The organism is Klebsiella sp. K-Nf6 (assembly GCF_002806655.1).
Classification (GTDB): Bacteria; Pseudomonadota; Gammaproteobacteria; order Enterobacterales; family Enterobacteriaceae; genus Klebsiella; species Klebsiella variicola.
Window position 1 is genome coordinate 111,526 of sequence record NZ_PIBN01000004.1, and the last position, 22,718, is coordinate 134,243.

The 22,718-nt window shown below is 56.7% G+C and carries 14 protein-coding genes; 5 read left to right on the top strand and 9 right to left on the bottom strand.

Features of this window, described 5'->3' with window-relative positions:
• Positions 1-18: 18 nt before the first annotated feature.
• From glpC to glpA, 3 genes are read right to left on the bottom strand one after another with little or no spacing between them, the layout of a single operon-like run.
• A complete protein-coding gene (glpC, locus tag CWM61_RS08830; RefSeq protein WP_100631085.1) occupies positions 19-1,197 on the bottom strand; it encodes an anaerobic glycerol-3-phosphate dehydrogenase subunit GlpC in 1,179 nt (392 codons plus the stop codon).
• A complete protein-coding gene (gene glpB, locus CWM61_RS08835) occupies positions 1,194-2,453 on the bottom strand; it encodes a glycerol-3-phosphate dehydrogenase subunit GlpB (protein WP_100631086.1) in 1,260 nt (419 codons plus the stop codon). Before glpB ends, glpC begins: the two co-directional genes overlap by 4 nt.
• Positions 2,443-4,065, bottom strand: a complete 1,623-nt coding sequence (gene glpA / locus CWM61_RS08840; protein WP_100631087.1) for an anaerobic glycerol-3-phosphate dehydrogenase subunit A — start codon at positions 4,063-4,065, stop codon at positions 2,443-2,445. The genes glpB and glpA overlap by 11 nt, the downstream gene beginning before the upstream one ends.
• Positions 4,066-4,336: 271 nt before the next feature.
• Between glpA and glpT the strand changes: the two genes are divergently transcribed.
• Positions 4,337-5,683, top strand: a complete 1,347-nt coding sequence (gene glpT, locus CWM61_RS08845; protein WP_100631088.1) for a glycerol-3-phosphate transporter — start codon at positions 4,337-4,339, stop codon at positions 5,681-5,683.
• 9 nt (positions 5,684-5,692) lie between these two features.
• Positions 5,693-6,760 carry a glycerophosphodiester phosphodiesterase gene (glpQ, locus tag CWM61_RS08850; protein WP_100631089.1) on the top strand — a complete coding sequence of 356 codons (1,068 nt, stop codon included), beginning with the start codon at positions 5,693-5,695 and terminating at the stop codon, positions 6,758-6,760.
• A 95-nt stretch (positions 6,761-6,855) separates the two neighbouring features.
• Here glpQ and yfaE read toward each other — a convergent pair whose 3' ends face one another.
• From yfaE to ubiG, 4 genes are all read right to left on the bottom strand, one after another.
• Positions 6,856-7,110 carry a class I ribonucleotide reductase maintenance protein YfaE gene (gene yfaE / locus CWM61_RS08855; RefSeq protein WP_002913017.1) on the bottom strand — a complete coding sequence of 85 codons (255 nt, stop codon included), beginning with the start codon at positions 7,108-7,110 and terminating at the stop codon, positions 6,856-6,858.
• Positions 7,110-8,240 carry a class Ia ribonucleoside-diphosphate reductase subunit beta gene (nrdB, locus tag CWM61_RS08860; protein WP_015365618.1) on the bottom strand — a complete coding sequence of 377 codons (1,131 nt, stop codon included), beginning with the start codon at positions 8,238-8,240 and terminating at the stop codon, positions 7,110-7,112. The genes yfaE and nrdB overlap by 1 nt, the downstream gene beginning before the upstream one ends.
• Before the next feature lie 101 nt (positions 8,241-8,341).
• Positions 8,342-10,627, bottom strand: coding sequence for a class 1a ribonucleoside-diphosphate reductase subunit alpha (gene nrdA / locus CWM61_RS08865; RefSeq protein ID WP_061153818.1), 2,286 nt, complete (start codon positions 10,625-10,627; stop codon positions 8,342-8,344).
• A gap of 345 nt (positions 10,628-10,972) precedes the next feature.
• Positions 10,973-11,701 carry a bifunctional 2-polyprenyl-6-hydroxyphenol methylase/3-demethylubiquinol 3-O-methyltransferase UbiG gene (gene ubiG, locus CWM61_RS08875; protein ID WP_008803973.1) on the bottom strand — a complete coding sequence of 243 codons (729 nt, stop codon included), beginning with the start codon at positions 11,699-11,701 and terminating at the stop codon, positions 10,973-10,975.
• Between the two features lie 146 nt (positions 11,702-11,847).
• Here ubiG and gyrA point away from each other — a divergent pair, with 146 nt between their 5' ends.
• On the top strand, positions 11,848-14,481 hold the full coding sequence (gene gyrA, locus CWM61_RS08880) for a DNA topoisomerase (ATP-hydrolyzing) subunit A (RefSeq protein WP_012967527.1): 2,634 nt from the start codon (positions 11,848-11,850) through the stop codon (positions 14,479-14,481).
• 131 nt (positions 14,482-14,612) lie between these two features.
• Positions 14,613-17,453, top strand: a complete 2,841-nt coding sequence (rcsC, locus tag CWM61_RS08885; RefSeq protein ID WP_074387965.1) for a two-component system sensor histidine kinase RcsC — start codon at positions 14,613-14,615, stop codon at positions 17,451-17,453.
• Positions 17,454-17,498: 45 nt separating this feature from the next.
• On the opposite strand, the gene rcsB is transcribed toward rcsC, so the two are convergent.
• Positions 17,499-18,149, bottom strand: a complete 651-nt coding sequence (gene rcsB, locus CWM61_RS08890; protein ID WP_004201684.1) for a response regulator transcription factor RcsB — start codon at positions 18,147-18,149, stop codon at positions 17,499-17,501.
• Between the two features lie 15 nt (positions 18,150-18,164).
• A complete protein-coding gene (gene rcsD, locus CWM61_RS08895) occupies positions 18,165-20,822 on the bottom strand; it encodes a phosphotransferase RcsD (RefSeq protein WP_074387966.1) in 2,658 nt (885 codons plus the stop codon).
• A 771-nt stretch (positions 20,823-21,593) separates the two neighbouring features.
• Between rcsD and CWM61_RS08900 the strand changes: the two genes are divergently transcribed.
• Positions 21,594-22,685 carry a porin OmpC gene (locus CWM61_RS08900; protein WP_061153822.1) on the top strand — a complete coding sequence of 364 codons (1,092 nt, stop codon included), beginning with the start codon at positions 21,594-21,596 and terminating at the stop codon, positions 22,683-22,685.
• The last annotated feature ends 33 nt before the right edge of the window (positions 22,686-22,718 follow it).

The window sequence follows — 22,718 nt, forward strand, 5'->3', positions numbered from 1 at the left end:
CGGAGGCTGGCGCTGGGCTCAGGCGAGCGCCTGCGCCAGTACCGTCAGCGGATGCTCGCAGCGTTTGCTGGTGGACATCTCAATCTGCCATTTGCAGGTCTCGCAGTCGGTCACGACGATGTCGGCCCCGCTCTCCTCAATCTGTTTGAACAGTGGGGCGCCGATAGCCTGGGATACCGCATAATTCTCAGTTTTAAACCCGTAGGTGCCCGCGATGCCGCAGCACTGTGAATCCAGCACCTCCAGCTGCAGGTCGGGGATCAGCCGCAGCAGCTCAAGGGTATACAGCGACCAGCCCATTTTCTCCATATGACACGGGGTGTGATAGACCACCTTGAGCGGCAGCCGGCGCAGCGGTAGCGTCTTGCCGGCATCCAGCTGTTTCCAGATCCAGCGGGTGGCCAGCTCCACCCGATCGCGGAGATCGCTGTTGTCGACATCGAGGAGATGGGGGTATTCATCACGTAGCGTAAAGGTGCAGGTCGAGGAGGTGGCAATGATCGGCAGCGTGTTTTCCCGCATCGCGGCGACGTTGCTCTGCGCCTGTTTACGCGCCTTGTCAAAAAAGCCGTTGGCGATCAGCGGCACGCCGCAGCATTTTTCCTTCGATAACAACTGCACGCCGGTACCCAGCGCGTTGACGACGCGGATCAGATCCTTACCCAGCTGCGGGTGGTTATAGTTGACGTAGCAGCCATGAAAGAAGGCCACCTGCTCGCGGTACTGCGCCTGTCTGGCCGCGAGCTGGCGGTAAGCGCGGCGGAAGGTGCCGAAGCCATATTTCGGCAGTGTGCGTCGGTGGTCGATTTTAAGCGCCGCGTCGAGCAGGCGGCGCACCGGTTTTAAACCGGTCGTGGCGTTGACCAGGGGGGCAAAGGGAGTGGAAAGGGTGCCCATCAGGTCGGTATGGCTGAGGATGGCGTCGCGCAGGGTCGGCTTTTGCTGGCCGTACTGTGCCCGGGCGCGCTGAATGATATCGCCAATTTTCACATCCGACGGGCAGGCAACCTCGCAGCGCTTGCAGTTAATGCAGTACTTCAGCGCCTCGTCGTACAGCGCACCATCCTTCAGACGCAGGCGTTCGCCGTCCGGCCCCGCCTGTTTCGGGCCTGGATAGCGTGGATTGACCCGACTTACCGGGCAGGTGGTGGTACAGACCGTGCACTTAATGCAGCTTTCAAAACGGGTATCGTTCATGGCCGGCCTCCGGCAAGGGCGTGGATCTGTCTGGCGGCGTGCAGCGCGGTGACGGCGCAAACACCGCCGCCACAGCCGAGCTGAATGGCATCGAACCCGCCGAGCAATGAGCCGATGGCAAACAGATTATGGAACGGCTGCCCGCCCAGCAGGGGGCGCAGCAGGGCATCGGTTTTCACGCCGAAGCGCTGCCACGGTTGTGAGGCGAAGAAATCGCGCTGGTACCAGCTTTCCCGTGGCAGGGTCTGCTGCAGATCGAGGCCGAGGATCGGCTCGCGCACGCTATCGCGAGTGGCGACAAGACCGTTGCTGAAAAAGCTGCCGCTGGCCAGCACGGTGAAACGCGGACGCAGCGCAATATCGCCGTGATTTCGCGTCCAGACGGCCTCGACGGCGCCCTGTCGATGGCTGATTTTCACCACTTCGTCGCCAACAAGCCAGGTGCCGCCGCTGCGAATGAACTGGCGTTGCAGCTGAGAATGCAAACGCATTCCGGGAACCGAAGGCGGCAGGGTCGGCAGCAGACGCAGCGGGCAGGGCAGACGCGTCTGCAGCCAGCGGTACAGGCGATCGTCGGCGAGGCCAAAACAGGCGGGCATGATCAGCAGGTCATGCTGCTGCGCCAGCGGCAGCAGCGCCGCATGCAGGGCCGGCCATAGATTCTCATCATCCAGCACGCGGGCGATGTTAGCGGCGCGAAACTCGGTGGGGTTGTCACGCAGCACATCCAGCAGCGGTAGTTCGATTTCCGCCGCCACGGCGGTAACTCCGTGTTGACCGAGCGCGGCGGCGGCGAGATGCGGCTGAAAATCGGCAAAGCCGCTGATCCCCACCAGGCAGACGCCTTGCTGCGGCAGTGGCGCCAGCGGAACCTCTTGTGGTGACAGCCATGCCGGACGCAGCGTTCCCAGCGGCGTCACTCGTTGATGCGGCTGGCGCGCATTGCCCTGCATCACCGCGCCACAGGCGGCCAGCAGCGCTTCGGTCTGTGTCGCGTATTCGAGTACCGCCTCGGCGCCGAGCCGGGAATAAGGGTGTTCAGGAAGCTGTTCAGCGAGTTGCTGCAGACCTTGTGCGACGTCAGTAACGTTATCGCCGTTGGGCAGCACCGAGAGCAGGTCTAACGACGCGGAGGAAAAATGCAGCGCGCTCTGCCCGCGGCTGATGATGACGCTGCGCAGGCCGTACTGATTCAGCGCCAGCCCGCACAGCAGGCCGGCGAGCCCGCCGCCGACAATTGCGCAATCAAACTTCATCCTGGTGCTCCTGTGGCAGTCCGCACAGGCCGAGATAGACCCAGCGGGTGAATTCGCTTTCGCGCAGCGCGTCGCCCCAGGCGATGGGCTGAACGCCCTTCCAGCGTTCATTGAGAAATGCCGAGAGCTGGGTTAATGACTGCGCGGGAGTCGTGACGTTAAAGCGCTGCAGCAGTCCCGCAGCGCGGCAGGCGCAGAGTTCCCCCTGGCAGGTCCCCATGCCAATCCGGGTGCGGCGGCGCAGGTCGAGCAGGGTGTTGACCGCCAGGTTTTCCACCGCGTATTTCACTTCGCCAGCGGTAACGGCTTCGCATTCGCAGACCAGGCTACGGTGCTGGCGGCTGTCGCCAAGCCAGGCCGGAGTGCGATCGCCGTGACGGTAGACGGCCGAGCCGCGCAGCGGGGTGGGGAGGGAGATAATTTTTTGCAGGGTACTTTCCGTTGGCTCCTGTGAACCGGGCAGCGGGGTCTCGGCCGTGGTACAGGGGGTGGTGTTTCCCAGCTTACGACAGACGGCGTCGCTGGCCCACTCGGCCATCAGGCGATAGGTCATCAGCTTGCCGCCGGTGATGGTAATGAAGCCTTCCATACCGTCACGCTGGGCATGGTCGAGCAGGACGATGCCGCGGCTGACGCTGCGCCCGCTGGGATCGTTATCGCTGGCCACCAGCGGGCGGACGCCGGAGTAGGCGCGGAGGATCCGGGTGCGGCCCATGACCGGCGCCAGCTTTTCGCCTTCGCGCAGCAGGGTATCGACTTCCGCCGTCGTTACCCGGTTGTCGTCAATGTCGTCATAAGGAACAGGCATTGAGGTGGTACCGATCAGCGAGATGGTATCCCCGGGCACCAGAATATCGGCGTCGGCCGGCTTACGGCAGCGGTTGATCACCAGGTTGTTAATCCGGTGGTCGAGGATCAACAGCGATCCCTTCGCCGGGAACATGGTAATGCGCAGGTCGGCATATTCCGCAATGCGCTGTCCCCAGATCCCGGCGGCATTGACCACCACCCCGGCGTGTAGGGTACGCGCCTGGTGAAGTTGACGGTCATATACCTGGACGCCGCAGACGCGATCTCCCTGGCGCAGCAGGCCGGTCACTTCGCAGCCGGTGAGGATCTGCGCGCCGTGTTCGCGGGCGTCGAGCATATTGGCCGCCGTGAGGCGAAACGGGTCGATGGTGCCGTCCGGGACCTGCACCGCGCCCAGCAGCGTCGGGTTGACGGCGGGCTCCCGGCGCAGCGCTTCCTGCGGGGAGAGCGGGGTAGCTTCAATGCCGGCCTGCTGGCAGGAGCTGATAAAAGTCTGCTGATACGCGAGGTCATCTTCAGGCAGGGTAATAAACAGACCGCCGGACGGTTCGATACAGTGGCGGGCGATGCGGCGCAGGATACGGTTCTCGCTGATGCATTCGCGGGCAGATTCGTTGTCGGTCACCGCATAGCGAGCGCCGCTGTGCAGCAGCCCATGATTACGGCCAGTGGCCCCGGTGGCGATATCATGGCGCTCAATTAATAGCGTCCGTAATCCGCGTCGGGCGCAGTCGCGGGCAATGCCGGCGCCGGTTGCCCCGCCGCCGATGATAATGACCTCGCTATCAAGGCGTCCCGTCATCTTCAGCTCCTCTGCTTTCGTTTAACGCCATTTAGCCACAATTCATAAGGCTATTGTTTGATTTCGAGCATATTCGCGCGTTATTTGAGCGTGTTATGTGATTTTGTGCTCACAATAGAACGTTTTGTCATATTTCTGTAACAAATTGTGCGATGTTTCACAGTATCAACTCTACGTATTGCCTACCATCGCGACCATATTTGAAGTGGGTGATTAATCTGGGATTTTGTCGTGACGTCAGTAGAAAACAGCAAGGGCCACGGAGGCTGATATGTTAAGTATTTTTAAACCTGCCGCGCATAAAGCGCGTTTGCCAGCAGCGGAGATCGACCCGCTGTATCGTCGATTACGCTGGCAAATTTTCATTGGCATCTTTTTTGGTTATGCCGCTTACTATCTGGTTCGTAAGAACTTTGCCCTGGCGATGCCTTATCTGATTGAGCAGGGCTTCTCCCGTGGCGACCTCGGTTTCGCCCTTTCCGGCATCTCCATCGCCTACGGATTTTCGAAATTCATCATGGGCTCGGTCTCTGACCGTTCGAATCCGCGCATTTTCCTGCCGGCCGGCTTGATCCTCGCCGCGCTGGTGATGCTGGTAATGGGCTTTGTCCCGTGGGCCACCTCCAGCATCATGATCATGTTCGTGCTGCTGTTCCTGTGCGGCTGGTTCCAGGGGATGGGTTGGCCGCCGTGCGGGCGGACCATGGTGCACTGGTGGTCGCAGAAAGAGCGCGGCGGAATTGTCTCGGTGTGGAACTGCGCGCATAACGTCGGCGGCGGTATTCCGCCGCTGCTGTTCCTGCTGGGGATGGCGTGGTTTAACGACTGGCACGCGGCGCTGTATATGCCGGCGTTCGGCGCGATCCTGCTGGCGATTTTTGCCTTTGCGATGATGCGCGATACCCCGCAGTCCTGCGGTCTGCCGCCGATTGAAGAGTATAAAAACGACTATCCAGATGACTATAGCGAAAAGCACGAAGAAGAGCTGACGGCGAAGCAGATCTTTATGCAATACATTCTGCCGAACAAGCTGCTGTGGTACATCGCGGTGGCTAACGTCTTCGTTTATCTGCTGCGCTACGGCATTCTGGACTGGTCGCCAACCTACCTGAAAGAGGTGAAGCACTTCGCGCTGGATAAATCCTCCTGGGCCTACTTTCTCTATGAATACGCTGGGATCCCGGGCACGCTGCTGTGCGGCTGGATGTCGGACAAAGTGTTTAAAGGCAACCGCGGCGCCACCGGCGTGTTCTTTATGACCCTGGTGACCATCGCCACCGTTGTTTACTGGCTCAACCCGCCGGGGAATCCGGGCGTCGATATGGCCTGTATGATCGTCATTGGCTTCCTGATTTACGGCCCGGTGATGCTGATCGGTCTGCATGCGCTGGAACTGGCGCCGAAAAAAGCTGCCGGCACCGCTGCGGGCTTCACCGGTCTGTTCGGTTATCTCGGCGGTTCCGTGGCGGCGAGCGCTATCGTCGGCTATACCGTCGACTTCTTTGGCTGGGACGGCGGCTTTATGGTAATGATCGGCGGCAGCGTGCTGGCGGTTATCCTGCTGGTTATCGTGATGCTCGGTGAACGTCGCCATCACCAACAGCTGAAACAAGCTTAAGGAGCGATGATGAACATGAAATTAACCGCGCTAATGAGCGGCATGATCCTCGCCGGTTCGGCGCTGTGCTCCAGTGTCGTCGCAGCAGAGAAAATGGTCATTGCGCACCGCGGGGCCAGCGGCTATCTGCCGGAACATACCCTGCCGGCGAAGGCGATGGCCTACGCCCAGGGAGCGGATTACCTTGAGCAAGACCTGGTGATGACCAAAGACGACCGGCTGGTGGTGTTGCATGACCACTATCTCGATCGGGTGACTGACGTCGCTCAGCGCTTCCCGCAGCGGGCGCGTAAAGATGGTCGTTTTTACGCTATTGACTTTACCCTGGCCGAGATTAAGTCGCTGAAGTTTACCGAAGGTTTTGAGCCGAAAGATGGTAAAAACGTGCAAACCTATCCTGGCCGTTTCCCGATGGGCAAATCTGATTTCCGCATTCATACCTTTGAAGAAGAGATTGAGTTTGTCCAGGGGCTGAACCATTCGACGGGTAAAAATATCGGTATCTACCCGGAAATCAAAGCGCCGTGGTTCCACCATCAGGAAGGGAAAGATATTGCCGCCAGCACGCTGAAAGTGCTGAAGGAATATGGCTACACCAGCAAGCAGGATAAGGTTTATCTGCAGTGCTTTGACGCTAATGAGCTCAAACGCATCAAAAATGAGCTGGAACCGAAGATGGGCATGGATCTCAATCTGGTGCAGCTCATCGCCTATACCGACTGGAATGAAACGCAGCAGAAACAGGCCGATGGTAAATGGGTGAACTACAGCTATGACTGGATGTTCAAGCCGGGGGCGATGGCGCAGATCGCGCAGTACGCCGACGGTATTGGCCCGGATTACCATATGCTGGTAGCGGAAGGCTCGAAGCCGGGCGCGGTGAAGCTGACGGCGATGGTAAAAGAGGCGCACGCCAGCCATCTGCAGGTGCATCCCTATACCGTGCGTGCGGATCAGTTGCCGGAGTACGCCACTAACGTTAATCAGCTCTATGACGTGCTGTATCACCAGGCGGGCGTCGACGGCTTGTTTACCGATTTCCCGGATAAAGCGGTGCAGTTCCTGGACGCGAAATAAAACAAAAGGGCCGTAAGGCCCTTTTTTATGTTTTCCCCCTCTCCCTGTGGGAGAGGGCCGGGGTGAGGGCATCAGGCCGCACACATCGACAACACTTACATCTCGATCTCAATATCGCCTTTTGCCCGGCAGCAGCAGGGCAAAATCTCTCCCGGCTGGATAAACGCCAGCGGCTCGGTCAGCCAGTCAACCTGGCCGGAGACCAGACGCGTGCGGCAGGAACCGCAATAGCCTTCGCGGCACTGATACTCCACGTCGATGTTATGCGATTCAAGCGCGGCCAACAGGGAAGGGTGTTCATCCTGACACTCAAGGCGAGTGTCAGAGATTTTCAGGAAAATCCGCTTCATTACAGCTGGAAGTTGCTCAGATCGTCAGCGTCGACTTCAGAATCGATCTGGCCGACGAGATAAGAGCTGACTTCCACTTCCTGCGGCGCGACCTGAACGTTGTCGGAAACCAGCCAGGTGTTGATCCACGGGATCGGGTTGGAGCGGGTCTGGAACGGTAGATCGAGGCCCACCGCCTGCATGCGGATATTGGTGATGTACTCGACGTACTGGCAGAGAATATCTTTGTTCAGGCCGATCATCGAGCCGTCGCGGAACAGATAGTCCGCCCACTCTTTTTCCTGCTGCGCCGCCAGCACGAACAGGTCATAGCACTCCTGTTTGCACTCTTCGGCGATTTCCGCCATCTCCGGATCGTCACTGCCAGAACGCAGCAGGTTCAGCATATGCTGGGTGCCGGTCAGGTGCAGCGCTTCATCGCGAGCGATCAGGCGGATAATTTTGGCGTTGCCTTCCATCAGCTTGCGCTCGGCGAAAGCGAAGGAGCAGGCGAAGCTGACGTAGAAGCGGATTGCTTCCAGGGCGTTAACGCTCATCAGGCACAGATACAGTTTCTTTTTCAGCTCGCGCAGATTCACGGTCACGGTTTTACCGTTGACGGTGTGGGTGCCTTCACCCAGCAGGTGCCAGTAGCTGGTCATTTCGATCAGCGAATCGTAATAGTGAGAGATACCTTCCGCACGCTTCTGGATCTGCTCATTGGTCACGATATCGTCGAACACGGTCGCCGGATCGTTGACGATGTTGCGGATGATATGAGTGTAGGAGCGCGAGTGGATGGTCTCGGAAAAGGCCCAGGTTTCCACCCAGGTTTCCAGCTCCGGGATGGAGATCAGCGGCAGCAGCGCGACGTTCGGGCTGCGGCCCTGGATGGAGTCGAGCAGCGTCTGGTACTTCAGGTTGCTGATGAAAATATGTTTTTCATGTTCCGGCAGCGCCTGGTAGTCGATGCGATCGCGGGAAACATCGACTTCTTCCGGGCGCCAGAAGAAGGAGAGCTGCTTTTCAATCAGCTTTTCAAAGATGTCATATTTTTGCTGATCGTAGCGGGCCACGTTAACCGGCTGGCCAAAAAACATCGGCTCAAGCAGCTGATTGTTTTTCGTCTGTGAAAAAGTGGTGTATGCCATTGAAGTGAGTCCTGTTGAAATGTATTGCCCGGCGGCACTGCGTTGGCCGGGCCTACAAAATCGTAGGCCGGGTAAGCATCGCGCCACCCGGCAAAAATAACTTAGATCTTACAAGCGCCGCTTTCGCAGCCATCGTCCTGGATAGACGGTGCCAGGTCATCCTGAGCATCTTCTGCGCCATCACGGGTGTTGTGATAGTACAGCGTTTTGACGCCGAATTTATAGGCGTTGAGCAGGTCTTTGAGCAACTGCTGCATCGGCACTTTTCCGGAAGGGAAACGCGTCGGATCGTAGTTGGTGTTGGCAGAGATCGACTGGTCGATAAACTTCTGCATGATACCGACCAGCTGCAGATAACCGTCGTTGTTCGGCATTTCCCACAGCAGCTCATAGGCGTTCTGCAGGTTTTCGTAATCCGGCACCACCTGGCGCAGGATACCGTCCTTGGACGCTTTGATACTGACGTGGCCGCGCGGCGGCTCAATGCCGTTGGTGGCGTTGGAGATCTGCGACGAGGTCTCGGACGGCATCAGCGCGGAGAGCGTGGAGTTACGCAGACCGTGGGTTTTAATGGATTCGCGCAGTTGCTCCCAGTCGAAATGCAGGGATTCGCTGACGATCGCATCCAGGTCTTTCTTATAGGTATCGATCGGCAGGATGCCCTGCGCGTAGGTGGTTTCATTGAACCACGGGCAGGCGCCTTGCTCGATAGCCAGTTCGTTGGAGGCCTTCAGCAGGTAGTACTGAATCGCTTCGAACGTTTTGTGGGTCAGGTTGTTGGCGCTGCCGTCGGAGTAGCGTTTGCCATGCTTCGCCAGATAGTAAGCGAAGTTGATCACGCCGATGCCCAGCGTACGGCGGCCCATCGCGCCGCGTTTGGCGGCCGGGATCGGGTAATCCTGATAGTCGAGCAGCGCATCCAGGGCACGCACCGCCAGTACCGCCAGCTCTTCCAGCTCGTCGAGGCTGTCGATAGCGCCGAGGTTGAAGGCCGACAGGGTGCACAGCGCGATTTCGCCGTTTTCGTCGTTGACGTCTTCCAGCGGTTTGGTCGGCAGGGCAATTTCCAGGCACAGGTTAGACTGACGCACCGGGGCGACCACCGGATCGAACGGGCTGTGGGTGTTACAGTGGTCGACGTTCTGGATGTAGATACGACCGGTAGAGGCGCGCTCCTGCATCATCAGCGAGAACAGCTCAACGGCTTTAATACGTTGCTTGCGAATGCTGTCGTCCTGCTCGTACTGGGTGTACAGGCGCTCGAACTCGTCCTGATCGGCGAAGAAGGCGTCATACAGGCCCGGGACATCGGAAGGGCTGAACAAGGTAATGTCGCCGCCCTTCAGCAGACGGGTGTACATCAGCTTGTTGATCTGCACCCCGTAGTCCATGTGACGAACGCGGTTGGCATCGGTACCGCGGTTGTTTTTCAGCACCAGCAGGCTTTCCACTTCCAGATGCCACATTGGGTAGAAGAGGGTCGCCGCGCCGCCGCGAACGCCGCCCTGCGAGCAGGATTTCACCGCGGTCTGGAAGTGTTTGTAGAACGGGATACAGCCGGTGTGGAAGGCTTCGCCGCCGCGGATCGGGCTGCCCAGCGCGCGAATGCGGCCGGCGTTGATACCGATACCGGCGCGCTGGGAAACGTATTTCACAATCGCGCTGGAGGTGGCGTTGATCGAATCCAGGCTGTCGCCGCACTCGATCAGCACGCAGGAGCTGAACTGACGGGTTGGGGTACGCACGCCGGACATGATCGGCGTCGGCAGCGAGATTTTAAAGGTGGACACCGCGTCATAGAAACGCTTGATATAGTCCAGACGGGTCTCACGCGGATAGTTAGAGAACAGGCAAGCGGCGACCAGAATGTAGAGGAACTGCGCGCTCTCGTAAATTTCGCCGGTAACGCGGTTTTGTACCAGGTACTTGCCTTCCAGCTGCTTAACGGCCGCGTAAGAGAAGTTCATATCGCGCCAGTGATCGAGGAAACCGTCCATCTGCTGGAACTCTTCTTCCGTGTAGTCTTCCAGCAGATGATGATCGTATTTACCCTTCTCGACCATCTTCACCACGTGATCGTAGAGCGCCGGCGGCTCAAACTGGCCGAAGGCTTTTTTACGCAAATGGAAAATCGCCAGACGCGCGGCGAGGTACTGGTAATCCGGCGCGTCGCGGGAGATCAGGTCCGCGGCGGCTTTAATAATGGTTTCGTGGATGTCCGCGGTTTTGATGCCGTCATAGAACTGGATATGGGAGCGCAGTTCTACCTGGGAGATCGAAACGTTATTCAGTCCTTCTGCCGCCCAATCCAGTACGCGATGGATTTTGTCGAGATTGATGCGCTCGGTGGTCCCGTCGCGCTTTGTCACCAGCAGACTCTGATTCATGTGGATTTTACCTGTCCGTGAAAGAAAATATCCCCCGTTTATCCACAGAAGGCCGTTGTGACTAACTCTGTGGATAAATACTATATGTAGGGGGTTGTCGATAAAAAGAACGCTATATGGTGAGTTATTTTAGTAAGGAATCTTTTGAGTACAAGGGTTGATTTTGACGTTAAATTGAGGTTGCGGAAGGGTAATAATCCTCAAGTCCACGTCGCATAAGGCCTGGAGAAGAAGTCAATAAAACAGAAAAAAAAATGAAAATTTGATCGAGTGCTGATTTCTTCATCGGAAGAAATAATCACGCGGCTTGATGCCGCGCAATCATCATAAGCGCAGGTGCTGACCTCAGTCCTGTTTGGCGGTGGTGTGCAACATATAGTTAACATCAACCCCCGGCGCTAACTTGAAGGTGTTGGTCAGCGGATTGTAATGCAGACCGATGATATGCTGCTCTTTCAGAGTAGTCTGATCTACCCAGCTCAGCAGTTCGGCCGGTTTGATAAACTTCTTCACATCATGAGTGCCCTTGGGCACCATCTTCATGACGTATTCCGCGCCCACCACCGCCATCAGCCAGGCCTTGCCATTGCGGTTGATGGTGGAGAAGAAGACCTGGCCGCCGGGCTTCACCAGCCGCGCGCAGGCGTGCACCACCGACTGTGGATCGGGGACGTGCTCCAGCATCTCCATGCAGGTCACGACGTCATACTGCTGCGGATGCTTCGCGGCATGTTCCTCAACCGTTTCCTGAACATAGTCCACCTGAATACCGCTCTCCAGGGCGTGCAGCTTCGCGACCTGCAGCGGTTCGGCACCCATGTCCAGTCCGGTGACCGTTGCACCTTCGCGCGCCATGCTCTCGGCGAGAATGCCGCCGCCGCAGCCGACATCGAGGACTTTTTTACCGAACAGGCCGCCGGAGCGTTCGGCGATATAGCCCAGCCGCAGCGGGTTGATGCGGTGGAGCGGTTTGAACTCGCCCTCCAGATCCCACCAGCGCGAGGCGACGGCTTCGAATTTGGCGATTTCAGCATGATCGACGTTAGGGGCTACCGACGTTTTTTCGGCATTCATGGGCGCTTTTACTCCTTTTCTGTTCAGACCTGCGAGTATATCAGCAGCGCGCCATGAATAAACCGTATTGCTTTACCTCTATTAGCGCGGCTGTGTTATAATTTGCGACCTTTGAATCCGGGAAACAGTAGAGGGATAGCGGTTAGATGAGCGACCTTGCGAGAGAAATTACACCGGTCAACATTGAGGAAGAGCTTAAGAACTCTTATCTGGATTACGCGATGTCGGTCATTGTTGGCCGTGCGCTGCCGGATGTCCGAGATGGCCTGAAGCCGGTACACCGTCGCGTACTTTACGCCATGAACGTATTGGGCAATGACTGGAACAAAGCCTATAAAAAATCAGCCCGTGTCGTTGGTGACGTAATCGGTAAATACCACCCGCACGGCGACTCCGCGGTATATGACACCATCGTCCGTATGGCACAGCCGTTCTCGCTGCGCTACATGCTGGTGGACGGCCAGGGTAACTTTGGTTCCATCGACGGCGACTCCGCCGCGGCGATGCGTTATACCGAAATTCGTCTGGCGAAAATCGCTCATGAGCTGATGGCCGATCTTGAAAAAGAGACGGTCGATTTCGTCGACAACTATGACGGTACGGAGCGTATTCCGGACGTCATGCCGACCAAAATTCCTAACCTGCTGGTGAACGGTGCCTCCGGGATCGCGGTAGGGATGGCCACCAACATACCGCCGCATAACCTGACGGAAGTGATCAACGGCTGTCTGGCGTATGTTGACGATGAAGACATCAGCATTGAAGGGCTGATGGCGCATATTCCAGGCCCTGATTTCCCGACCGCCGCCATTATCAATGGCCGTCGTGGCATTGAAGAGGCCTACCGCACCGGTCGCGGTAAAGTGTACATCCGCGCCCGCGCGGAAGTGGAAGTGGACGCGAAATCTGGCCGCGAAACCATCATCGTGCACGAAATTCCGTATCAGGTGAACAAAGCGCGCCTGATTGAGAAAATCGCCGAGCTGGTCAAAGAAAAACGCGTGGAAGGCATCAGCGCGCTGCGTGACGAGTCTGATAAAGACGGAATGCGCATCGTGATTGAAGTGAAGCGCGATGCGGTAGGGGAAGTGGTGCTCAACAACCTCTATTCCCAGACCCAGCTGCAGGTCTCCTTCGGCATCAACATGGTTGCTCTGCACCATGGTCAGCCGAAGATCATGAACCTGAAGGACATCATCGCCGCGTTTGTACGCCACCGCCGCGAAGTGGTGACCCGCCGTACAATTTTCGAACTGCGCAAAGCGCGTGACCGGGCGCATATCCTCGAAGCGCTGGCCGTTGCGCTGGCCAACATCGACCCGATTATCGAACTGATCCGTCGTGCGCCGACCCCGGCAGAAGCGAAAGTGGCGCTGGTTGCCCAGGCGTGGGATCTCGGTAACGTTGCGGCGATGCTGGAGCGCGCCGGTGATGACGCCGCGCGTCCGGAATGGCTGGAGCCAGAGTTCGGCGTGCGCGATGGTAAATACTACCTGACCGAGCAGCAGGCCCAGGCGATTCTGGATCTGCGTCTGCAGAAACTGACCGGCCTTGAGCATGAAAAACTGCTCGACGAATATAAAGAGCTGCTGGAGCAGATCGCGGAACTGCTGCACATTCTCGGCAGCGCCGACCGTCTGATGGAAGTGATTCGCGAAGAGCTGGAGCTGATCCGCGACCAGTTCGGCGACGAACGTCGTACCGAAATCACTGCCAACAGCGCTGATATTAACATCGAAGATCTGATCAACCAGGAAGACGTGGTGGTCACCCTGTCGCATCAGGGCTATGTGAAGTATCAGCCGCTGACCGACTACGAAGCACAGCGTCGTGGCGGCAAAGGCAAGTCAGCAGCGCGCATTAAAGAAGAAGACTTCATTGACCGCCTGCTGGTGGCTAACACCCATGACACCATCCTCTGCTTCTCGAGCCGCGGTCGTCTGTACTGGATGAAGGTCTATCAGCTGCCGGAAGCCAGTCGCGGCGCGCGCGGTCGTCCGATCGTCAACCTGCTGCCGCTGGAAGCCGATGAGCGTATCACCGCCATCCTGCCGGTCCGCGAGTACGAAGAGGGCGTCAACGTCTTTATGGCGACTGCCAGCGGTACCGTGAAGAAAACCGCGCTGACCGAGTTCAGCCGTCCGCGTTCCGCCGGTATCATCGCGGTCAATCTGAACGAAGGCGATGAGCTGATCGGCGTCGATCTGACCTCCGGTCAGGACGAAGTGATGCTGTTCTCCGCGGCCGGTAAGGTTGTGCGCTTCAAAGAAGACGCCGTTCGCGCCATGGGCCGTACCGCCACCGGCGTACGCGGCATCAAGCTGGCGGAAAATGACAGCGTCGTCTCGCTGATTATTCCGCGCGGCGAAGGCGCGATCCTGACGGTGACGCAAAACGGTTACGGTAAACGTACCGCAGCGGCGGAGTATCCGACCAAATCGCGTGCCACTCAGGGCGTTATCTCGATCAAAGTCACCGAGCGTAACGGTTCCGTGGTGGGCGCCGTGCAGGTGGATGACTGCGATCAGATCATGATGATCACCGACGCCGGGACGCTGGTTCGTACCCGCGTTTCCGAGGTGAGCATCGTGGGCCGTAACACCCAGGGCGTGATCCTCATCCGCACCGCGGAAGATGAAAACGTTGTGGGTCTGCAGCGCGTGGCAGAGCCGGTGGACGACGAAGAACTGGATGCCATCGACGGTAGCGTAGCGGAAGGCGATGACGATATCGCCCCGGAAGCGGATACCGATGACGACATCGCCGAAGACGAAGAGTAATCGTCCACGGTAAATGTTCTGAAAGGGCCGGGTATTCTCCCGGCCCTTTTTGCATTAACATTGCGGCAAAGCTGGTTTACCGCTACTTTAACCCCATTCTGTTGAGTCCCTGACGGCCGAGCATCGCCACATTGAAATATCTTGCCTCGTTTCATACAACCCTGAAGGTTTCACGTTATCTGTTCAGAGCGCTGGCGGTATTGCTGTGGCTGCTGATTGCGTTTGTCTCTGTGTTCTATATCGTTAATGCCCTGCACGAGCGGGAAGCCGAGATCCATCAGGAGCTCAATCTCAATGCCGATCAGGCCCAGCGCTATATTCAGCGTACGGCGGATGTGATTAAAGAGCTGAAGTACGTCGCCGGTAACCGCCTGTCGGCAGGGGATGCGGTAGCGCAAGGGCAAAATAGCGATATAGCAGTGCCCAACTTTGAACCCCTGTACCCTGATTCCGATTGCAGCGCGATGAGCACCACCTGGCGTAATTCGCTGCAATCGCTGGCGTGGTTTATGCGCTACTGGCGGGATAATTTTACCGCTGCTTACGACCTTAACCGCATCTTTCTCATTGGCAGCGATAACCTCTGCATGGCCAACTTTGGCCTGCGGGATGTGCCGATTGAGCGCGATCAGGCGCTGAAAGTCCTGCATCAGCGCATTGAGCAATATCGCAACGCGCCGCAAAACGAGCGAGGCAACAACCTGTTCTGGATAAGCCAGGGCGTGCGTCCCGGCGTGGGCTACTTTTATGCCCTGACCCCGGTCTATATGGCCAACCGTCTGCAGGCGATGCTCGGCGTGGAGCAGACCATCCGTATGGAAAGCTTCTTCACGCCGGGCAGTTTGCCGATGAGCGTGACGATTTTTGACGATAACGGCCAGCCGCTGATCTCGCTGGCCGGCGCGGAAGGCAAAATCCAGAGCGAAGCGAAGTGGATGCAGGAGCGGATGTGGTTTGGCTACAGCGCCGGCTTTCGCGAGCTGGTGCTGAAAAAGAGCCTGGCGCCGTCCTCCTTAAGCATCGTCTATTCCGTTTCGGTGGACCAGGTGCTGGAGCGGATCCGCATGCTCATCATCAACGCCATCATTCTCAATATCCTGACCGGGGCAATGCTGTTTGCGCTGGCGCGAATGTATGAGCGGCGCATTTTTATCCCGGCGGAAAATGATGCTCAGCGACTGGAAGAGCATGAACAGTTCAACCGCAAAATCGTGGCCTCCGCCCCGGTGGGGATCTGTATTCTGCGCACCGTCGACGGGACCAATATTCTCAGTAACGAGCTGGCGCACAACTACCTGAACATGCTGACCCATGAGGATCGCCAGCGGCTGACGCAGATTATCTGCGGCCAGCAGGTCAACTTTGTCGATGTGCTGACCAGTAACCATACCAACCTGCAGATTAGCTTTGTCCATTCGCGTTATCGCAATGAAAACGTCGCCATCTGTGTGCTGGTGGACGTTTCCGCCCGCGTGAAAATGGAGGAGTCGCTGCAGGAGATGGCCCAGGCGGCTGAACAGGCCAGCCAGTCGAAATCGATGTTCCTCGCGACCGTCAGCCATGAGCTGCGTACCCCGCTATACGGCATCATCGGTAACCTCGATCTACTGCAGACGAAGGCCCTGCCGAAGGGCGTTGATCGCCTGGTGACGGCGATGAACAACTCTTCCAGCCTGCTGCTGAAAATCATCAGCGATATTCTCGATTTCTCGAAAATCGAGTCTGAGCAGTTGAAGATCGAGCCGCGGGAGTTTTCCCCGCGCGAAGTCATGAACCATATTTCTGCCAACTATCTGCCGCTGGTGGTACGCAAGCAGCTGGGTCTGTACTGCTTTATCGAGCCGGATGTCCCGGAGCAGATGTCCGGCGACCCGATGCGCCTGCAGCAGGTGATCTCTAACCTGCTGAGCAATGCAATCAAGTTCACCGACACCGGCTGTATTATCCTGCACGTCCAGTGTGCGGGGGATTATCTGCAGATTAGCGTTCGCGATACCGGAGAGGGGATCCCGGCGAAAGAGGTGTTGCGCCTGTTCGACCCCTTCTTCCAGGTGGGGACCGGCGTGCAGCGAAACTTCCAGGGCACCGGCCTTGGCCTGGCGATCTGTGAAAAGCTGATCAGCATGATGGATGGCGATATCGCCGTGGAAACGGAGCCGGGGATGGGCAGCCGCTTTACCATCCGTATCCCGCTGTATGGCGTGCAGAATACACCGCAGGTGACGGCGGACGGTTTCGCTGGCAAGACCTGCTGGCTGGCAATCCATAATACCTCCTTGGCGATGTTCGTCACGTCGCTGCTCAGCTATCACGGCCTGTCGGTACGCCGCCATGCCGGAGAAACGCCGGATGCCGACGATGTCTTGCTGACTGACGATGAAGCGCAGGCGGGTTGGCAGGGAAGTGCGATGGTCATCTTCTGCCGCCGCCATATCGGCATCCCGCAGGAGCGAGCCGCCGGTGAGTGGCTGCACAGCGTGACGACGCCGCATGAACTGCTGCCGCTGCTGGGGCGTATTTTCCACGTCGCCCTCGACAGCGCGGAGAATAGCCGGGCGCTGATGGCGCCGGACGCGCAGATCGGTAATAACGACGACATGATGATCCTCGTGGTCGACGATCACCCGATTAACCGCCGTCTGCTGGCGGATCAACTGGGATCGCTCGGCTACCAGTGCGTGACCGCTAACGACGGGGTCGACGCGCTCAACGTACTTAGCAAACAGCATATCGATATCGTGCTCAGCGACGTCAACATGCCCAATATGGATGGTTATCGTCTGACGCAGCGCATTCGTCAGCTTGGCCTGACGCTGCCGGTGATCGGCGTCACCGCCAATGCCCTGGCGGAAGAGAAGCAGCGCTGTCTGGAATCGGGGATGGACAGCTGTCTGTCCAAGCCGGTGACGCTTGACGTGCTGAAGCAAACGCTGACGGTGTATGCGGCGCGGGTACGTAACGGGCGGGAATAACGGGGAGCTCCGTCTCGCCGGGGCGAGACGGAGAAAGCAAAGGGATTACTCTTTATCCGTCGAGCTCAGCGAGACGGAGGAGAGGTAGTTCAGCAGCGCAATGTCGTTTTCCACGCCCAGCTTCATCATCGCCGACTTCTTCTGGCTACTGATGGTTTTGATGCTGCGGTTGAGCTTTTTGGCGATCTCGGTCACCAGGAAGCCTTCAGCGAACAGACGCAGCACTTCGCTCTCTTTCGGCGACAGGCGTTTATCGCCATAGCCGCTGGCGCTGATTTTTTCCAGCAGACGAGAGACGCTTTCCGGTGTGAATTTCTTCCCTTTCTGCAGCGCGGCCAGCGCTTTTGGCAGGTCGGTTGGCGCCCCCTGCTTGAGGACGATCCCTTCGATATCCAGATCCAGCACCGCGCTGAGGATCGCCGGGTTGTTGTTCATGGTCAGAACAATGATCGACAGATCCGGGAAGTGGCGCTTGATGTATTTAATCAGCGTGATCCCGTCGCCGTATTTATCACCGGGCATGGACAGATCGGTGATCAGCACATGGGCGTCCAGCTTCGGAAGATTGTTGATAAGGGCCGTGGAGTCTTCAAACTCGCCAACGACGTTCACCCACTCAATTTGCTCAAGTGACTTACGAATACCGAACAGTACGATCGGATGGTCATCGGCAATAATTACGTTCATAGTGTTCATGTATAAGGCTACCTTCTACAGCAAGCTCTTGACGTAAGCGTCAATGTCGCTGATATATTTTTCTATGCCTTGCGCATCCTTTTCGCGAATCAGATGCTCAAGCGTTTCACATAACTGCTTGCCGGGTATCAGATTAAGCATAGCAAATGCCCCTTTGAGGCGGTGGGCGGTTTGCGCCAGAGCAGCAAAATCACCCGCTTCGATTTCAGTATACAATCTCTGAACATCATCCGGTACCGTATCGGCAAACAGTGCGTAATAGCCGCTGGCATGGAGTTCGGCGTTACTCTCGTTTCCTGAGGTGGCGGGCTGAACCGCCTCCTCCGCCAGCTGCTGCTCAATAAGCTGCAGGATAGCCTCCTGCATCGCCGTGCTAATATTAAAGTTGACCCGCAGTTGTCCCGGGCCGATCTTGCGTATCCCGACCTCATCATCGCTTAAAAGCAAGCCCGAAGCAGTAAGATTAGACGGATTATCCGTTAAATACAGATCGAACGCTTGACTTGTCGCCCGATCGTCCGGCGTGATGCAGGACGCCCCCCAGCTCTCCAGCTGGCGGGTGACAATCCGCCGCACTTCACTGGAGGTCACATCCAGCAGGACGATAACGTCATCCAGCAGATGTTCGCCCGCCTCTGGCGCCTCTTCGCTGGCCGGCATTTTCAGATGCAGGGTATAACGAGTCCCCAGCGACTCCCGCGCTTTGATGGTCAACTGCCCACCCAGTTTGCGCGTCATGCGGTCGCACAGCCAGAAGGTGAGGGCGTTTGCTTTGCCGTACAGATCGCTCTGGGTCGCGTTGAGATACGGGAAGTGCAAATTATCGATCTCGTTTGCCGAGACGCCGTTGCCGGTATCCAGAATGCGGAAGGTCAAACGATCGCTGGCCGACTCGTCCTGGCAAACGTCGAGGGTGATCTTGCCGATAGGCGTGGTGGTGATGGAATACTGGATTAACAGCACCAGTGTGCGTCGCAGGGCTTCACGGTCACCGTAGCGCTGCTCACCGGCAGGGAGCGCGTTATTGATCAGCAGCTGCAGACCCTTGCGCTTCATCGCCGGCAGAACTTCCGGTACAACGTCATCGATCAGTTCCTGAACCGAGAACAGCGCCTGGCTGGTTTTCCAGGTGTCGCTTTCCAGCAGATTAGCAAGCTGAATGTCATCGATCAGTTTGACCAGCTCATCGGCGTGCTGCGCCAGCGTCCGGTTCTCTGTACTGCTGAGCGCCGCCGCCTCTGCCGCCAGAGTCAGGGCGGGCTGCTTCAGGGCGCTGCCAATGTGCTGCATAAAGGCCGCCCGGCCCTGCTGGTTTTTCTCATACAAGCGCTGGGCCTGCTTGAGCTTTTTATTGACCAGCACTTCACGGTCCTGGTCACGGATAATCAGGATCTGCGTGCGCGGCGCGACCTGGCTGCGATACTGGCGGATTTCATACTGCTCGTTGTTGACGGTGGCCTGAATCACCCCCTGATGCTGGTCCGCCATATTGGTGATGTTCTGCAGATTCAGATGCGGGAGCAGGTGGTCGGCAATAGGGTTGCTGATAAGGGTTCGGTTGGCTTCCTGATCGTGGACCAGCAGCCCCAGCGGCAGCAAAGAAACAATCTCTTCATTAATAGCGCGCAGCAGACGCAGTTCGCTGTTGGCGGCGGAAGGGAGCCCGGCGCCAGACGGACTGCTGCGTCCTTTAAAGTGACGAAAGGTGGTAAAACCAAACAGCGCCAGCGCCAGCAGGCCGATGTTGAGCAGCAGCGGCAGAAGAATATTCTGCAGGGCGGCCAGCAGCATGCTGCTCAGCGGTACCGTCCAGAGTAACTGCATACCGGTCGTGCTGATATCAGTGGCGATGTCGATCTGCATGCCGTTAAAAGTGATCCCGATATGGTCGGTGGTCTCTTTGTCAGGATTGGTGGCAAGGTTTTGCGACGGGTCTGGCTCAATACGGAAGCTGTCCAACGCCATGCCCGGCGGGATCAGATCGTTAATCGGCAGGTCGAAAGCGACCACGGTGGCCAGGTGTCCGGGCTGGTTGAAGGTGGTGCGTAACGTAAAGTAGTGCGCATTCTGCCAGGCGAGATGGCGCAGCGGCGAGAAGGTCTCGCGCTCATCAAGGGTATTGGCCTGCAGCAGCATCTCCGCGCGCCGGGATTCCACCACGCTACTGATCGTTGACTCTTTAAAGCTTGAGGAGAGGTCCTTCAACGGCAGGGTTGAGACCAGAATCAGGCTATTGTCCAGACCATTGAGATAGTACATCGACCATGGGATGGTCTCCGCGCCCCACAAAATATCGAGATAATCGGACATTTTCTGCGTCATCTCGAGGGTCGAGCTGTCATGGGAGCCAAAAATCAGCGCTTCGGTTTTACGCCGGGGCTTCTCAAGGTAGTAGACGTCCTGTTTTAAACGCGTCTCCTGCAAGCCACCGCTCGAAGCGTTAGCCGAGGTCGCGGCGATATTGTCGTAAATCTGCCAGGTAGCATAGCGCCAGGTGTCAATGCGCTGGTGCAAGGCGTGGGAGACATCAACCACCTGATAGCTCTTCTCTTTCAGCCAGGCATTGACGGCACTTTGAATCATCACCCCCATCGTCGCCAGCAGGACAATAACCATCAAAATGAAGAAGCGGCTGATGTTGCCGGGGATCAGGGAGAATTTTTTCGGGGTCATCTTGTGGCTGAACGACTCATCATTGTTTGTAAACAGGATGTAGCGCCAGAGTAACTGGCAACAAAGCAGATGCTGCAGGCAGTATAAAGGCTAATGGCGTAAATCCATACTACAGAATGGTGCCAGCGGCGCGATACCCTCCAGGAATTATCTTAGAATCGAAGCGCAAATGAAACCGCGCCATCAACGCTGACCAGTAGCGATATTGACAAAATGGGGGGATAAGAATCGCACGAAATAACAAGACATTGGCTGAATAAGAACAACTAACAAGCTAATTGATTGATTAATAGTCGTTAGGGAATCTTTGGCTGTAGCACAGATAAATTAAAGTTGTGTAAAGAAGGGTAAAAAAAACCGGATGCGAGGCATCCGGTTGAAATAGGGGTAAACAGACATTCAGAACTGAATGACGGTAATAAATAAAGTTAATGATGATAGCGACTGTTATTTTAGTCACCAATGATAGTTTTGTTTTACCATTCAGTGCTATAGGGTTATTTCTATGTATGTGATTGATTGTAAATGGTTAAATATTTTTTTTGATTATTAGTGCGTATTTCCCAGACCATTTTGCGGTGCAAAAAGTTCCGCCAAATTTACAAATTGAAACATCTTGTGGGCATTTTGAAACATCTTAGAAGTTTTAGTATCATATTCTTGTTGGATTATTCTGCATTTTGCAGCACAATGAAATAGCCGACTGATTAGAAGGGTAATCAGTAAGCAGTGGCATAATAAAAGGCATATAACAAACAGAGGGTTAATAACATGAAAGTTAAAGTACTGTCCCTCCTGGTACCGGCTCTGCTGGTAGCAGGCGCAGCAAATGCGGCTGAAATTTATAACAAAGATGGCAACAAATTAGACCTGTACGGTAAAATCGATGGCCTGCACTACTTCTCTGACGACAAGAGCGTAGACGGCGACCAGACCTACATGCGTGTAGGCGTTAAAGGCGAAACTCAGATCAACGACCAACTGACCGGTTACGGCCAGTGGGAATACAACGTTCAGGCGAACAACACTGAAAGCTCCAGCGATCAGGCATGGACTCGTCTGGCATTCGCCGGTCTGAAATTTGGCGACGCGGGCTCTTTCGACTACGGTCGTAACTACGGCGTGGTATACGACGTAACGTCCTGGACCGACGTTCTGCCGGAATTCGGCGGCGACACCTACGGTTCTGACAACTTCCTGCAGTCCCGTGCTAACGGCGTGGCAACCTACCGTAACTCTGACTTCTTCGGTCTGGTTGACGGCCTGAACTTTGCTCTGCAGTACCAGGGTAAAAACGGCAGCGTCAGCGGCGAAGGCGCGACCAACAACGGTCGTGGCGCGCAGAAACAGAACGGCGACGGCTACGGTACTTCTGTAACTTATGACATCTTTGATGGCATCAGCGCTGGTTTCGCGTTCTCTCACTCTAAACGTACCGACGATCAGAACAACCTGGTTCTGGGTAACGGCGACAACGCTGAAACCTACACCGGTGGTCTGAAATACGACGCGAACAACGTTTACCTGGCGACTCAGTACACCCAGACCTACAACGCGACCCGCGCCGGTTCCCTGGGCTTTGCTAACAAAGCACAGAACTTCGAAGTGGTTGCTCAGTACCAGTTCGACTTCGGTCTGCGTCCGTCCGTTGCTTACCTGCAGTCTAAAGGTAAGGATCTGGAAGGCTACGGCGACCAGGACCTCCTGAAATATGTTGATGTTGGTGCGACCTACTACTTCAACAAAAACATGTCCACCTATGTTGACTACAAAATCAACCTGCTGGACGACAACAGCTTCACCCGCAACGCCGGTGTTTCTACCGACGACGTGGTTGCACTGGGCCTGGTTTACCAGTTCTAAGTCGCAAGCTGCACAAGAAAAAGGCGCCTCTGG

Coding starts and splice junctions, on each gene's coding strand:
- glpC (WP_100631085.1), bottom strand. CDS start 1,197: ATGAACGATACCCGTTTTGAAAGCTGCATTAAGTGCACGGTCTGTACC.
- glpB (WP_100631086.1), bottom strand. CDS start 2,453: ATGAAGTTTGATTGCGCAATTGTCGGCGGCGGGCTCGCCGGCCTGCTG.
- glpA (WP_100631087.1), bottom strand. CDS start 4,065: ATGACGGGACGCCTTGATAGCGAGGTCATTATCATCGGCGGCGGGGCA.
- glpT (WP_100631088.1), top strand. CDS start 4,337: ATGTTAAGTATTTTTAAACCTGCCGCGCATAAAGCGCGTTTGCCAGCA.
- glpQ (WP_100631089.1), top strand. CDS start 5,693: ATGAACATGAAATTAACCGCGCTAATGAGCGGCATGATCCTCGCCGGT.
- yfaE (WP_002913017.1), bottom strand. CDS start 7,110: ATGAAGCGGATTTTCCTGAAAATCTCTGACACTCGCCTTGAGTGTCAG.
- nrdB (WP_015365618.1), bottom strand. CDS start 8,240: ATGGCATACACCACTTTTTCACAGACGAAAAACAATCAGCTGCTTGAG.
- nrdA (WP_061153818.1), bottom strand. CDS start 10,627: ATGAATCAGAGTCTGCTGGTGACAAAGCGCGACGGGACCACCGAGCGC.
- ubiG (WP_008803973.1), bottom strand. CDS start 11,701: ATGAATGCCGAAAAAACGTCGGTAGCCCCTAACGTCGATCATGCTGAA.
- gyrA (WP_012967527.1), top strand. CDS start 11,848: ATGAGCGACCTTGCGAGAGAAATTACACCGGTCAACATTGAGGAAGAG.
- rcsB (WP_004201684.1), bottom strand. CDS start 18,149: ATGAACACTATGAACGTAATTATTGCCGATGACCATCCGATCGTACTG.
- rcsD (WP_074387966.1), bottom strand. CDS start 20,822: ATGACCCCGAAAAAATTCTCCCTGATCCCCGGCAACATCAGCCGCTTC.
- CWM61_RS08900 (WP_061153822.1), top strand. CDS start 21,594: ATGAAAGTTAAAGTACTGTCCCTCCTGGTACCGGCTCTGCTGGTAGCA.